The sequence below is a fragment of the Thalassotalea agariperforans genome, assembly GCF_053470345.1.
The window spans coordinates 166,397-180,188 of record NZ_JBQMWH010000005.1; the positions used below are offsets into that span (position 1 = coordinate 166,397).

Annotated in this window: 14 protein-coding genes and 4 tRNA genes; 10 read left to right on the top strand and 8 right to left on the bottom strand. The window is 38.5% G+C overall.

The genetic code is table 11. The features are described from left to right. Positions 1-50: 50 nt before the first annotated feature. From ybaK to hemA, 8 genes are all read right to left on the bottom strand, one after another. On the bottom strand, positions 51-518 hold the full coding sequence (ybaK, locus tag ACSLUO_RS09325; RefSeq protein ID WP_448248206.1) for a Cys-tRNA(Pro) deacylase: 468 nt from the start codon (positions 516-518) through the stop codon (positions 51-53). Positions 519-622: 104 nt separating this feature from the next. Further along, positions 623-1,459 (bottom strand): 3-deoxy-8-phosphooctulonate synthase, encoded by an 837-nt coding sequence (gene kdsA / locus ACSLUO_RS09330; RefSeq protein WP_448248208.1) that lies wholly within the window; start codon positions 1,457-1,459, stop codon positions 623-625. Positions 1,460-1,479: 20 nt separating this feature from the next. Next, a complete protein-coding gene (locus ACSLUO_RS09335; RefSeq protein WP_448248209.1) occupies positions 1,480-2,727 on the bottom strand; it encodes a DUF819 family protein in 1,248 nt (415 codons plus the stop codon). A gap of 46 nt (positions 2,728-2,773) precedes the next feature. Further along, positions 2,774-3,571 (bottom strand): tetratricopeptide repeat protein, encoded by a 798-nt coding sequence (locus tag ACSLUO_RS09340; RefSeq protein ID WP_448248211.1) that lies wholly within the window; start codon positions 3,569-3,571, stop codon positions 2,774-2,776. Between the two features lie 65 nt (positions 3,572-3,636). Further along, positions 3,637-3,999, bottom strand: coding sequence for a SirB2 family protein (locus ACSLUO_RS09345; RefSeq protein WP_448248213.1), 363 nt, complete (start codon positions 3,997-3,999; stop codon positions 3,637-3,639). A gap of 36 nt (positions 4,000-4,035) precedes the next feature. Further along, on the bottom strand, positions 4,036-4,887 hold the full coding sequence (gene prmC / locus ACSLUO_RS09350; RefSeq protein ID WP_448248215.1) for a peptide chain release factor N(5)-glutamine methyltransferase: 852 nt from the start codon (positions 4,885-4,887) through the stop codon (positions 4,036-4,038). Between the two features lie 50 nt (positions 4,888-4,937). Then, positions 4,938-6,026, bottom strand: a complete 1,089-nt coding sequence (gene prfA, locus ACSLUO_RS09355; RefSeq protein WP_448248217.1) for a peptide chain release factor 1 — start codon at positions 6,024-6,026, stop codon at positions 4,938-4,940. 9 nt (positions 6,027-6,035) lie between these two features. After that, positions 6,036-7,346: a glutamyl-tRNA reductase gene (gene hemA / locus ACSLUO_RS09360; RefSeq protein ID WP_448248218.1), complete on the bottom strand. Its 1,311-nt coding sequence runs from the start codon at positions 7,344-7,346 to the stop codon at positions 6,036-6,038. A 220-nt stretch (positions 7,347-7,566) separates the two neighbouring features. Here hemA and lolB point away from each other — a divergent pair, with 220 nt between their 5' ends. The 10 genes from lolB (at position 7,567) to ACSLUO_RS09410 (ending at position 13,705) form a co-directional block, all read left to right on the top strand. Further along, positions 7,567-8,181, top strand: a complete 615-nt coding sequence (lolB, locus tag ACSLUO_RS09365; RefSeq protein ID WP_448248220.1) for a lipoprotein insertase outer membrane protein LolB — start codon at positions 7,567-7,569, stop codon at positions 8,179-8,181. A gap of 2 nt (positions 8,182-8,183) precedes the next feature. Next, complete coding sequence (gene ispE / locus ACSLUO_RS09370; protein ID WP_448248221.1) at positions 8,184-9,113, top strand: 4-(cytidine 5'-diphospho)-2-C-methyl-D-erythritol kinase; 930 nt, start codon at positions 8,184-8,186, stop codon at positions 9,111-9,113. An 86-nt stretch (positions 9,114-9,199) separates the two neighbouring features. Further along, positions 9,200-10,147 carry a ribose-phosphate pyrophosphokinase gene (locus ACSLUO_RS09375; RefSeq protein WP_448248223.1) on the top strand — a complete coding sequence of 316 codons (948 nt, stop codon included), beginning with the start codon at positions 9,200-9,202 and terminating at the stop codon, positions 10,145-10,147. Between the two features lie 335 nt (positions 10,148-10,482). Beyond that, positions 10,483-11,097 (top strand): 50S ribosomal protein L25/general stress protein Ctc, encoded by a 615-nt coding sequence (locus tag ACSLUO_RS09380; RefSeq protein ID WP_448248225.1) that lies wholly within the window; start codon positions 10,483-10,485, stop codon positions 11,095-11,097. A 15-nt stretch (positions 11,098-11,112) separates the two neighbouring features. Further along, positions 11,113-11,697 carry an aminoacyl-tRNA hydrolase gene (gene pth, locus ACSLUO_RS09385; protein WP_448248226.1) on the top strand — a complete coding sequence of 195 codons (585 nt, stop codon included), beginning with the start codon at positions 11,113-11,115 and terminating at the stop codon, positions 11,695-11,697. A gap of 32 nt (positions 11,698-11,729) precedes the next feature. Continuing rightward, a complete protein-coding gene (ychF, locus tag ACSLUO_RS09390) occupies positions 11,730-12,821 on the top strand; it encodes a redox-regulated ATPase YchF (RefSeq protein WP_448248228.1) in 1,092 nt (363 codons plus the stop codon). A 407-nt stretch (positions 12,822-13,228) separates the two neighbouring features. Beyond that, positions 13,229-13,305: transfer RNA gene (locus tag ACSLUO_RS09395), tRNA-Met, on the top strand. A 26-nt stretch (positions 13,306-13,331) separates the two neighbouring features. Further along, positions 13,332-13,416, top strand: a tRNA-Leu gene (locus tag ACSLUO_RS09400). A 52-nt stretch (positions 13,417-13,468) separates the two neighbouring features. Next, positions 13,469-13,543, top strand: a tRNA-Gln gene (locus ACSLUO_RS09405). A gap of 87 nt (positions 13,544-13,630) precedes the next feature. Next, positions 13,631-13,705: transfer RNA gene (locus ACSLUO_RS09410), tRNA-Gln, on the top strand. Positions 13,706-13,792 lie beyond the last annotated feature (87 nt).

Here is a 13,792-nt window from a genome sequence, read left to right on the forward strand (position 1 = left end):
ATTAAGCTGGCCGTTAAATGCCTGCTAATTCATAAGTACAAAAAAGTACCTTATTGCGCTATTTCAGCAAAATGAGCCGCCGTTAAGCTTTTTAAATCGTTAGGGCTTAATTCAATTTCTAAACCTCTACGACCAGCACTAACAAAAATAGTTTCATGGTGTTCTGCAGAGCTATCAATGACGGTTTTTAATCGTTTCTTTTGCCCTAGCGGACTAACACCACCTAAAACATAACCGGTTGCGCGCTCTACTTCTACCGGAGCAGCCATTTCTGCTTTTTTAGCTCCGGCAGCCTTAGCAAATTTTTTCATGCTAAGAGTTGCTGATACGGGGATCACGGCAACTGCTAACTCTTTAGTGTTAAGGCTCACCACTAAAGTTTTAAAGACACGCTCTGCTGGCACAGCTAATTTTTCCGCCGCTTCTAAGCCATAAGACTGACAAGCTAAGTCATGACTATACTCATGCACTTTATGTGCAACTTTGTGTTTTATTGCAACATTAATCCCTGGCGTCATTTTTCTCTTTTAAAACCCCATGTAAAATTATTTAAACGACCCAACCTTTAAGTTAAGTCGTTTGTTAATGCTATTTTAATGTTAAAGTTTTGATGCTAAGGCGCTTATTCAGTAATTAATGGCTGAAAGCTTTTTACTAAATCATCTATCGCTTTCATTTGTACTAAATAAGGCTCTAATTTATCTAAAGGTAATGCACATGGGCCGTCACATTTTGCTTGATCCGGATTTGGATGCGCTTCAATAAATAAACCAGCAATACCAATCGCCATACCGCTGCGAGCTAATTGTGCCGCTTGTGCTCTGCGGCCATCAGCCGATTCACTGCGACCACCAGGCTTTTGTAAAGCATGAGTTGCGTCAAAAATAACTGGCGCCATGCCTTTCATTTCATCCATAGCTAACATATCAACCACTAAGTTGTTATAACCGTAACAACTGCCACGCTCACATAAAATTACTTGCTCGTTACCCGCTTCAGCAAATTTAGTAATAATATGACGCATTTCATGAGCAGCTAAAAACTGAGGTTTTTTCACATTGATCACGGCACCGGTTTTTGCCATCGCCACCACTAAGTCTGTTTGACGCGCTAAAAAAGCGGGTAGTTGAATAATATCAACCACTTCGGCGACAGGCTGACATTGATAAGGTTCATGAACATCGGTGATCACAGGCACGTTAAAGGTATCTTTAATTTCTTGAAATATCTTTAAACCTTCTTCCATCCCTGGGCCTCGGTATGAGTTTACTGATGAGCGATTGGCTTTATCAAACGAAGCCTTAAATACGTAAGGAATATTTAATTTTTGGGTTACTTCAACATACTTTTCCGCAATGCTCATCGCTAAGTCACGTGACTCAAGTACATTCATACCACCAAACAAGGTAAAAGGTTTATCATTTGCACACTGAATGTCTTGAATTTTGATCGTTTTCATTTTGTTTCCTTAAATTTTATTTAAACGGCGATAGCTTGCATTAACAAACCACAAATATACGCCATATATGTTCCAACGCCATACCCTAATACGGCTAATAAAACACCAACGGGAGCTAGGGATGGATGAAAAGCAGATGCAATCACGGGGGCAGATGCCGCCCCGCCTACATTCGCTTGTGAGCCAACCGCCATAAAAAACAATGGCGCTTTAATTAATTTTGCAACAACTAACATTAAACAGGCATGAATTAACATCCATAAACAGCCAACCGCAAAATACAGCGGTGTTTCAGCAATGGCCAGAACATTCATATGCAAACCAACCGCTGCAATTAAAATGTATAAAAAGCTGGTACCTATTTTACTGGCACCATATTGCTCAATGTCACGTGCTTTCGTAAAAGACAGTGAAATACCAAGCGTGGTGACAATCACAATCAACCAGAAAAATGAACTGGTTAAACTATATTTAGCCGACCACGGATGATGTAACGAAAAATACGGCGCTAATATATCCGCACAAAAATGTGCCAAGCCAGTTATGCCAAAAGCCACCGCGAGTACTGTCATATAATTTGCTAAACTGGGCGGCGTTAACTGCTGTGCTTGTAACTTAGTGACTTTAGTTTTTAAGGCTTCAATCGCACTAACATCAGCGCCTGTTTTTGCATCAATTTTTTTATGATTGGCCGCCAGTATTAATAAAACAGCCACCCAAATATTGGCAACTAAAATATCAACCGTCACCATGGCCGAAAAAATATCACCACCAACATTAAACATTTCTTTCATTGCCGCTTGATTAGCACCACCACCAATCCATGAGCCCGCTAGTGTTGCCATACCACGCCAAACGGCATCAGGGCCATCAACACCAATCAATTCGGGCGCAAAATAACTAAGCGTTAATAACGCAATAGGGCCACCAATGACAATGCCTAATGTGCCGGTTAAAAATAAAATTAACGCTTTCGGACCTAAACTTAAAATGGCTTTAAAATCGATACTGATTGTTAAAAGCACTAAACATGCCGGTAATAAATATCGTGATGCTACGTAATAAATTGATGAGGCATTGCCATCAACAACATTAAAGGTATTTAATAATGAGGGTAAAAAGTAACATAGTAATAAGGCAGGAACATAACGATAAAAACGTAGAAAAAACGGCCTTTGACTTGCCTGAGTTTTAAAAACAAGTCCTAATATAACAGCCAATAACCCTAAGACAACGGCATCATTAGTGATCATGGCTGAAGAAGTCATTTAAACTTTAAACTCCAATACTGAAGCTCCACTGTTAAGTGTGCTATTAATGTAAAATGGTGTCATTAACCGTAATGTTGTCTAACTGATGTTTTAATAATTGTGCCGCTGGATCTTGCGGGCACTGCTCAACAAAAAAGCGGTAATCATCGTAAGCCACTTTAAAACAATCGAGTTGATGAAGCAAAAAACCACGGTCACGACGTTCAAACGGATCATCGGGTCGCATCGCTAATAAAACATCAACACATTTTAACGCTTTATCAAATTGTAATTCATTGATCAGTGAATCTTTTAATGACGACACGTATTTATACAAAATATCCTGCGTATCAATAGATTGCACAAAATCATCATGAGGTTCGTTATCAAAATCCGTTAAGCGATCATCTAAGTCTTGCCACGACAACGACTCTCCAGTAACGGGATCAAAAACAATGGCAAAATCATCATCACAGGTAATTCTGACCATCACTTTTTCAGGTACAAACACTATATCCGTGTCAAAACCACTACGTTCAATAATATACTGCAACATGATCGACTTTAATACTGGCGCCATAATACGATAAGACAAGGCATTATGAATTTGATGGCTTACCACCGGCCAAACATGACGTTTATTATCAATAAATAATTGATGAACATAAATTTCATTAATGACTTGCTCGGCTCGTTCCATTGTATTTTCAATATCGGCGACTTCTTTTTGACAATGCTCTGCTAATAGCTTCACTTCGTCGACATCAACTTTATGATCAAAAATAAACTTTTCAATCAAAGCAACGGCTTCAAGCGGCTCAACAGCCTCATGATTAATTTCTGATAACAACAACTCTTTCATGCTTTAAATACAACTAACTTAACACGTAAATTTATGGCTTTTATATGGGGATTAACGCTAAGCGTTTAAAGGAAATAAGCTTCTTTACTCATCGCCACTCGCACAATTAACATAACCCAACCAATAGCACCTAAATACCCAAACACCTTCATGGTATTATTACGAGCAAATTTCAAGGTATAAATTCCGGTAAAAATATAAGCTAATACCGCTAATAGCTTTTCGGCAAACCACATTTGCTCAAGTGGATTTAACGCTAATTGTATCCACATCACAACACCAACAGCTAATAAACAAGTATCAACAACATGCGGGGTAATTTTTACCCATTTTTGTTGTAATTTAGGCGAGTTCATTAAGCTCCAAATAAAGCGTAAGGTAAATAAACTGACGCTGATCAGCGCTATGGTCATGTGTAAATGTTTCATTTGTGATCCTTATTTTTTGTATTTATTATTAATCGTTTAATTTTTAAGGTATTGCCCGTAAGTAATACGATCATTACCAGCTAAATCTTGTTGTGTTTGTACTTGTTGATAACCATATTGACAAAAAATGGCTTGTACTTGCTGTGCTTGTTCAAAGCCATGTTCAATATATAAGTAGCCATGTTCAGTAAAATAGCTTCTAGCATGTTCAACTATATGGCTAATATCAGCATAACCTTGTTCTTTAGCCACTAACGCTGATAACGGCTCAAAGCGCACATCCCCTTGTGATAAATGATGGTCATTTTCATCAATATAAGGCGGATTGCTGACAATAATATCAAAACCCTGATGTTTATTTACCTGACTAAACCAATCACTTTGATAAATTTCAACTTGGTGAAGCTGATTTTTCTGTCCATTTTTTTGCGCTAACAAAACGGCGTCGTCATGATAATCAACCGCATGTATTAACCACTTTTTACGTTCACTTGCTAATGCTAACGCAATAGCGCCAGTACCAGTACCAAGATCTAAACAAGCCAAATTAGCGTCATTATGATTAGCAAGTACTAACTCTACTAAGGTTTCAGTATCGGGACGCGGAATTAAAGTTGAGGGCGCAACGTTTAAGGTTAACGACCAAAACTCTTTTTCACCGACCAAATACGCAATCGGCTCACCATTTAAGCGTCGCTTAAGTAATTGCTGAAATTGCTGCTCTTGAGGCTCACTTAGTTCATGTTCGGGCCAAGTAAATAAATAACTGATTGGTTTATTAAGCACAAAGCTCAATAGCACTTGGCTATCAAGCTTGGCTGAGTCAGAGCTGTGTTGCAGTGTTTGCTGACCATGTCGGAGCAAACACTTAATCGTATATTCAGACAAATTTTATAACAACGCTTTTAATAATGGTGCTTACCAGGCAGCAATAAAATTTAATTTTGATCAGCAAGTGCCGCTAATAAATCCGCTTGGTTTTCTTGTAATATTGGCTCAAGTACTAGCTGTAAGTTACCTTCGATCACTTCATTTAAACGATACAAAGTTAAGTTAATACGGTGATCCGTCATACGGCCTTGTGGGTAGTTATAAGTACGGATACGTTCAGAACGATCACCACTTGCCACAAGATTACGACGAGAAGATTCTTCTTCGCTACGGCGCTTTTCATCTTCCGCTTGTTGTAAACGTGCTTGTAGTACTGACATCGCTTGGGCGCGGTTTTTATGTTGTGAACGTTGATCCTGACATTCAACCACAACACCGGTAGGAATATGGGTAATACGAATAGCTGAGTCAGTTTTGTTAACATGCTGACCACCAGCACCCGAAGCACGGAAAGTATCTACTTTTAAATCAGCTTTGTTGATTTCAATTGCTTCAGACTCTGGAATTTCAGGCATAACAACCACAGTAATAGCTGAGGTATGAACGCGGCCTTGTGATTCTGTTTCAGGTACTCGTTGTACACGGTGACCACCTGATTCAAATTTCATTTGACCATACACGCCTTCACCATCAATTTTCATGATGATTTCTTTAAAGCCGCCCTGCTCACTTTCGTGTGAGTTCATTAATTCAACACGCCAGCCTTGTTTTTCAGCATAACGAGTGTACATACGGTAAATATCACCAGCAAATATCGCCGCTTCATCACCACCGGCACCGGCACGAATTTCAACAAAACAGTTGTTGTCATCTTTTGGATCGGTCGGTAATAATAAAATTTGTAATTCGCTTTCTAAATCTTCAACCGCTTGTTTAGCCGCTTTAAATTCTTCTTGCGCCATGTCACGCATATCAGGGTCATCATCTTTTAGCATTTCTTCTGAAGTGGCTAAATCATCTTCCGCCCCTTGGAAGGCATGAAAGGCATTAACAACAACTTCTAGTTTTTTAAACTCTCTTGATAATGCTTGAAATTTTTCCTGATCAGCAATCGTTGCTGGATCAGATAACAAGGCTTGAACTTCTTCGAAACGCTCAACTAAGCCTTCCAGTTTTTGATAAACAGATTTATTCATTAATGTTTCTTATTTCTTGTTTTTAATTAGGTCTGCATTATTTTCGTGACGATTAATATCAACATCAATATCAAAGACATCACGTAAATAAACAAGTTTGTCGAGCTCGCCACCTTGAGCTGCTGTTTGTATAGCCGTAGTGGGGGCATGCATAAATTTATTGGTTAATTTGGTCGCCAATTCAGCAACAACCGCTTCTGGCGATTTATTGTTTTGTAATTGACTTAGGGCTTTTTCTAATAATTCATCACGATGTATTAAACACTGTTTACGATAACTCACTACCGTATCTTGCGTATTTAAGCCACGTAACCAAGCCATAAAGCTATTAGCTTGTTTATTAACAATCGACTCAGCCTCAACCGCAGCTTGACGACGACTGTCTAAATTTTTAGCAATAATGCTTTGTAAATCATCAACGGTATATAAAAACACGTCTTCTAATTCACCTACTTGTTCTTCAACATCCCTTGGTACCGCTAAATCAACCATAAAAATTGGTTGATGCTTACGTTGCGTTAACGCATGTTCCATCATGCCCTTACCAATAATAGGTAAGGTACTGCCCGTAGAACTAATAACAATATCCGCATTGGCAATTTGCTCAGGAATTTGCGCTAAAGTAACCACTTCAGCGCCAATTTGCTTCGCCATCACTTCTGCGCGTGTAATGGTGCGATTGGCTACGGTAATTTTACCAACATTATTTTCATATAAATGTTTCGCCACTAACTCAATGGTTTCACCGGCACCAACTAACAGCACTCTTGATTTATCAAGCTTGCCAAAAATATGTTTTGCTAAATTAACCGCGGCAAAAGCCACAGAAACGGCACTTGAACCAATTTCAGTTTCAGTACGCACTTGTTTCGCCACACCAAAGGTGCGTTGAAATAAACGATCCATAACTAAAGCCATGGAACCGGCCGCTTTTGCTTGGCTATAAGCTTGTTTCATTTGGCCAAGAATTTGCGGTTCACCTAACACTAACGAATCTAAACCACAGGCAACCCGCATCATGTGATTAACCGCTTTTACGTCATGATGCCAATACAAGCTAGGTAAGATAGTGGCAGCACTTACTTGATGATGCTGTTCTAACCAACGCACAATTTTTTCTTTGGTACGTTCAACATCACCTTCTTGAACAAGATATAGCTCGGTACGATTGCACGTTGACAGGATCGCAACTTCTTTACAATTAACGTAATTAAGCATTTCATCCAGGGCATTACTCAATTTGTCAGGATTAAAAGAAATCTTTTCCCGAACAGCAACTGGTGCAGTTTTATGATTAATACCTAAAGCAACGATGGACATAGTGTGAACAGTTCAACCTTTGAAACAACCGATAAAAAAGCTGGAAAGTGTTTTCTCGGTAGTGTGCTTTCTACTGAAATACAGTAAACTTAACAACACATAAAAAATTAGCCTAATTTTACGAAATATCCATGCTGATTGAAAGCTTATTACTCACACAAAGCAAAGATAACCCCGCTTTTATAGAAAATATCCGACGATTACAGGATTACCAGATAAAATGACCGCTAAATTTTGCCTTTTTTTGTTATTCATTTTATTTCTGCATGGCTGTTCTCTTGTTTCAAACCAACCAAACAATGCAACCACTGTACTTAATCAAACCCTAAAAGAGCGCAATCAACAAATGAAAGCGCTAAGCCAATGGCAAATTAGCGGTAAAATAGCTTTTATTCAACAAGATAAACGCGACAGTGCTAACCTTTTTTGGCAACATCTCGATGCACAAAATCAGCGTTTAAATTTAACAACTTATTTAGGCATTAATGTTTTAAAACTGGAAAGTAAAAATGGTTTACATACCTTAGAAGTTGATGGCAAAACATACCAAGGTGATGATTTATCCGTACTGATTTATCAATTAACCCAACTGCCATTACCAACTAAAGCCCTACATTATTGGCTAAAAGGGTTACCTTATTTACAGACAGATCAAATAACCCTTGACGAAAAAACCTCCCTGCCTAAGTTATTAACTAGCACTTTTAATCAACAAAAATGGCAAATTAGTTACCAAGGTTATCAAACCGTTAATAGTCATCAACTGGCAACTAAGTTAGTCATTAAACAAAAGCAGTTAACGATAAAAATCAATATTAATGAGTGGAAATTATAACCGTGTCATCATCCAATTCAGCGCTTGAAAATTCTCAAGTCACTAATTTTTATCTCGATAAAAGCTATCAATTTCCGTCGCCGGCAAAACTAAATTTATTTCTTCATATCGTTGGTCAGCGTCCTGATGGTTATCATGATCTACAAACACTTTTTCAATTTTTAAATTATGGTGACACCATCACGATCACCCCAACCCGTGATAATAAAATAACCTTACTTACTGAATTTAAAGGGGTGCCTGAAGAAAGTAATTTAATTGTTAAAGCGGCAAAAATTTTACAACAACACAGTAAAACCTCATTCGGTGCCCAAATCAGTATTGATAAAATTTTACCTATGGGTGGTGGTTTAGGGGGTGGTTCGTCAAATGCCGCCACAATATTATTAGCACTCAATGCACTATGGCAAACTCATCTTAGTAGCCATGAATTAGCCCAAATGGGGTTAGCGCTAGGTGCTGACGTACCTATATTTATTCATGGCTTTGCTGCTTTCGCCGAAGGTGTTGGTGAACAATTAACGCCGGTTCAACCTAGCGAACATTGGTATTTAGTGACGAAACCTGACATCAGTATTTCTACCGCCGCCGTTTTTACTGCCAAAGACTTAACGCGCAATACCCCTAAAATCATCTTCACTGATGATAATATCACCGACAATCTCGACAACTTACAAAATGATTGTCAAACATGGGTAATAAAACACCATCCTGAGGTTGCCAAGCTACTGGCTTGGTTGGTAGAATACGCGCCATCTCGAATGACTGGTACTGGAGCGTGTATTTTTTCACGTTTTGCATCAGAACATGAAGCTATTGCCGTAAAAAATCAGTTGCCTAAAAACACCTATTCTTTTATTGCACAAGGGATAAATACTTCTCCCTTGATACAAGCTATTAACGATTTACCGGTTAAGAGTATGGCTAATTAATGTCTTGTTGTTTTCAATAACAAGTTATTAAAAAGCATTACTGTTAACCTAATATTAATGTCAAAAAAGTTTCTGAGGAACTGACCGTGCCTGACATGAAAATTTTTGCGGGTAACGCCACCCCTGAACTGGCTAAAAAAATTGCAGACCGTCTATACATTAGTTTAGGCAAAGCAAAAGTAGGCAGTTTTAGTGATGGTGAAATTAGCGTTGAAATCACTGAAAACGTTCGTGGTGCAGATGTTTTTATCATTCAATCAACCTGTGCACCAACTAACGATAATATTATGGAATTAATTGTGATGATCGACGCTTTACGTCGTGCATCAGCCGGCAGAATTACCGCCGTTATTCCTTACTTTGGCTATTCACGCCAAGATCGTCGAGTGCGTAGTGCTCGTGTACCAATCACAGCAAAAGTAGTTGCTGACTTCTTATCAAGTGTTGGTGTTGACCGTGTATTAACTGTTGACCTTCATGCTGAACAAATTCAAGGTTTCTTTGATGTTCCTGTAGATAACGTGTTTGGTACGCCAATTTTATTAGACGACATGATCAACAAAAACTTAGACAACCCTGTTGTTGTTTCACCTGATATTGGTGGTGTTGTTCGTGCCCGTGCGGTTGCTAAATTATTAAATGATGCTGACCTTGCTATTATTGATAAGCGTCGTCCAAAAGCTAACGTTGCACAAGTAATGCATATTATTGGTGATGTTGAAGGCCGTGACTGTATTATTGTTGATGATATGATCGATACCGGCGGTACTTTGGCAAAAGCGGCAGCAGCATTAAAAGAGCACGGTGCTAAAAATGTTTATGCTTATGCAACCCATCCAGTATTATCAGGCAAAGCCGCTGAAATTTTAGGTGAGTCAGTGATTGATGAAGTTATTGTGACTGATTCAATTCCTTTATCACCAGAAATGAAAAAGTTGAAGAAGATTCGCCAACTAACCTTAAGTGGCATGTTATCTGAAGCGATCCGTCGTGTTAGTAACGAAGAATCTATCTCTGCGATGTTTGAAGCTTAATCTTCGCTTAGATTGTCAGTTTTAAAAATCCGATCAAGACACTAACGCGTAAGCTTAGTGTCTTTTTTATTACTCTCTTATTTCGTCTCTTAACTACCCTCTTATTATTTCGCTTTTTTCTTCCGATATTATTCGATTCATCAGCAAAAAATAACAAATTATTCTCAATCATAATAAGTCGTTGGCTTTAAGTCGCTCAAGTGTTATCATGCCGCGCCTTTTTTGCTAGAAGTCGTTTCTTACATTATAAGAAGATACTTGGCAGGATCGGCAAACATAGTTGTTTTTGGTCGCAAAAAACAACAAAACTTTAATTTAATTATGAGTATATAATCATGACTGATATTTTTACTTTGGAAGCTGAAGTACGTACAGACTTAGGGAAAGGTGCGAGCCGCCGCCTACGTCACGCGAACAAAGTTCCAGCTATCCTTTACGGTGAAGGCAAAGAGCCTGTTTCTTTAACATTAGCACACAACAAAGTTTGGCGTGCACAACAAGAAGAAGCGTTTTACTCACATGTTTTAACTTTAAACGTTGACGGCAAGCCTGTTGAATGTTTAATCAAAGACATGCAACGTCACCCGTACAAAAACTTAGTAATGCACTTAGATTTTTTACGTGTTGATGCTACACACGCTGTTCATACTAACGTACCAGTTCACTTCATCAATGAAGAAGCTGTTGCTAAGAAAGGCGCTACAGTTGCACATCACGTTTCTGAAATTGCTATTTCATGTTTACCAGGTAAATTACCTGAGTTCATCGAAGTAGACGTAGCTAACTTAGAAGTTGGTCAAACACTTCACTTATCTGACGTTAAATTACCAGAAGGCGTTACTTCTGATGAATTAGCAAAAGGTGCTGAACATGACCTAGCTGTTGTTACTGCTAATGCTCCAAAAGGCAAAGCAGATGACGAAGCTGAAGAAGAAGCTGCTGAAGCATAATTAAGGCTTTCCTTAATGACTATTCAGTTAGTTGTGGGGCTAGGTAATCCTGGCCCCGAATATACCAAAACCCGCCACAATGCTGGTGTCTGGTTCGTAGAAGAACTTGCCGCTCGTTATAACATTTCACTCAAACCTGAAAAGAAATACTTTGGTCATTATGGCAAAGGCTATATTGGCGAAGAGTTGGTGCATTTATTAATTCCCACGACTTTTATGAATCGAAGTGGTCAGGCAGTAGCACCCTTAGCGAATTTCTTTCGAATTCCTGTTGAAAACATGCTCGTTGCGCATGATGAACTCGACATTGAACCGGGCATTTGTAAAATAAAAAAAGGCGGTGGCCACGGTGGTCATAATGGCTTACGAGATATTATCGCTCGTATGGCAAACAATAAAGATTTTTACCGTTTACGCATTGGTATTGGCCACCCAGGTCATCGTGATCGCGTAACTGGACATGTACTAGGCAAAGCGCCTGCCAACGAGCAAAGCTTGATCGAAGAAAGCTTAGATGAAGCCAGCCGTTGTTTTGAAATATGGCTTAAAGACGACTTAAAAAAAGCACAAAATCGCTTACATTCGTTTAAAGCACAGTAAAATAGCAAATTAACTTATTTTAGGAACACATCATGGGATTTAAATGCGGCATAGTTGGCTTACCCAACGTTGGAAAATCAACTCTTTTTAATGCCTTAACTAAAGCAGGTATTGAAGCAGCTAACTTTCCATTTTGTACAATAGAACCAAATACAGGTGTTGTACCAGTACCCGATCCTCGTTTAGATCAATTAGCAGCAATTGTTAATCCTGAACGTGTATTAGCAACCACTATGGAATTTGTTGATATTGCCGGCCTTGTCGCTGGTGCTTCTAAAGGTGAAGGTTTAGGAAATAAGTTTTTAGCTAACATTCGTGAAACAGATGCGATTGGTCATGTGGTTCGCTGTTTTGAAAACGACAACATTATTCACGTTGCCAATAAAATTAGCCCTGTTGATGATATTGACGTAATTAATACAGAATTAGCCTTAGCGGATATGGACACCGCAGATCGCGCTATTCAACGCCAAGCAAAACGTGCTAAAGGTGGTGATAAAGACGCTAAATTTGAAATCCCTGTATTAGAAAAAATATTAGCACATGTTGAAGAAGGCAATATGATCCGCTCTTTAGATTTATCTAAAGAAGAAAAAGCAGCGGTTGCCTATTTAAACTTCTTAACAATTAAGCCTACTATGTACATTGCTAACGTTAATGACGACGGCTTTGAAAACAACCCTTATTTAGATCAAGTAAAAGAAATTGCGGCCAAAGAAAATGCCGTAGTAGTTGCTGTTTGTGCCGAAATTGAAGGCGAACTTTCTGAAATGGAAGATGATGACCGTGAGTTATTCATGGCAGAAATGGGCTTAGAAGAGCCAGGATTAAACCGTGTTATTAATGCGGGTTATTCTTTATTACATTTACAAACTTACTTTACCGCTGGTGTTAAAGAAGTACGGGCATGGACAGTTAAGCAAAATGCAACCGCGCCTCAAGCCGCTGGTGTTATCCACACTGACTTTGAAAAAGGTTTTATCCGTGCTGAAGTTATCGGCTTTGATGACTTTATTCAATTTAACGGTGAATCTGGCGCGAAAGAAGCCGGTAAATGGCGTTTAGAAGGTAAAGACTATCTAGTAAAAGATGGTGACGTGGTTCACTTTAGATTTAACGTGTAATCGCTAAAGCTATTTATTTCAATAGTTAAATAAATATTTGAATACATCAAGGAGCTTCGGCTCCTTTTTTATTATTGTTAATAAAATTTCCCCATCTAACCTAATACCAATCCGTATAAGTTCGAGATAATAAATTATCAAATTAAATAAAACTTCATCCTTTCAAAATAACTAAATATATTTAAAAAGTATTTTTTTAAATATGCCACTGACAATAAATAGCGACAGCTTAGCTAACAAAAAACTAAAAGTGAGATCCTACAAGCACTTTTTTGCATAGATTTACGCCATTATGCTGACTATTTAGGCAAACAAATAAAAAGTCTGTTTTTTTTCAAAAAAACGGTTGACGTAGGTCGGCGACATTTGCATAATACGCGCCACTTGCTGAGAGGCAAGATTGGAAAGGCTACATAGCTCAGCTGGTTAGAGCACATCACTCATAATGATGGGGTCCCAGGTTCAAATCCCGGTGTAGCCACCATTCTTTCTAAGCGAGTTATTGAAAATGCGGGGTTGGCGGAATTGGTAGACGCGCTGGATTTAGGTTCCAGTATCGCAAGATGTGAGAGTTCAAGTCTCTCACCCCGTACCATTTCAATAGTAATGTTATTATTCAAATAATATTACAAAGTAAGTTACATTGCAGGGGTATAGCCAAGCGGTAAGGCAGCGGGTTTTGATCCCGTCATTCAGAGGTTCAAATCCTCTTACCCCTGCCACTTTCTTATTTATCTAATGTCTAGCTCAAGTATCTAGTTTAAATATCTAATAAAGTAACTCAATGTAACCTACATCAAAATTTCTGCAGGGGTATAGCCAAGCGGTAAGGCAGCGGGTTTTGATCCCGTCATTCAGAGGTTCAAATCCTCTTACCCCTGCCAACTTTTGTTTTATCACTTTCTTTATTATTTTCTCTTTTTCACATATCTATAATATATCTATAGAAAATTTTTATTCTTAGATAATAC

Excerpts from the sequence above, each read along its gene's own strand:
- prfA (WP_448248217.1), bottom strand. The coding sequence starts at position 6,026 with ATGAATAAATCTGTTTATCAAAAACTGGAAGGCTTAGTTGAGCGTTTC.
- ACSLUO_RS09380 (WP_448248225.1), top strand. The coding sequence starts at position 10,483 with ATGACTGATATTTTTACTTTGGAAGCTGAAGTACGTACAGACTTAGGG.
- hemA (WP_448248218.1), bottom strand. The coding sequence starts at position 7,346 with ATGTCCATCGTTGCTTTAGGTATTAATCATAAAACTGCACCAGTTGCT.
- ACSLUO_RS09335 (WP_448248209.1), bottom strand. The coding sequence starts at position 2,727 with ATGACTTCTTCAGCCATGATCACTAATGATGCCGTTGTCTTAGGGTTA.
- ACSLUO_RS09345 (WP_448248213.1), bottom strand. The coding sequence starts at position 3,999 with ATGAAACATTTACACATGACCATAGCGCTGATCAGCGTCAGTTTATTT.
- pth (WP_448248226.1), top strand. The coding sequence starts at position 11,113 with ATGACTATTCAGTTAGTTGTGGGGCTAGGTAATCCTGGCCCCGAATAT.
- ybaK (WP_448248206.1), bottom strand. The coding sequence starts at position 518 with ATGACGCCAGGGATTAATGTTGCAATAAAACACAAAGTTGCACATAAA.
- ACSLUO_RS09340 (WP_448248211.1), bottom strand. The coding sequence starts at position 3,571 with ATGAAAGAGTTGTTGTTATCAGAAATTAATCATGAGGCTGTTGAGCCG.
- lolB (WP_448248220.1), top strand. The coding sequence starts at position 7,567 with ATGACCGCTAAATTTTGCCTTTTTTTGTTATTCATTTTATTTCTGCAT.
- ychF (WP_448248228.1), top strand. The coding sequence starts at position 11,730 with ATGGGATTTAAATGCGGCATAGTTGGCTTACCCAACGTTGGAAAATCA.
- kdsA (WP_448248208.1), bottom strand. The coding sequence starts at position 1,459 with ATGAAAACGATCAAAATTCAAGACATTCAGTGTGCAAATGATAAACCT.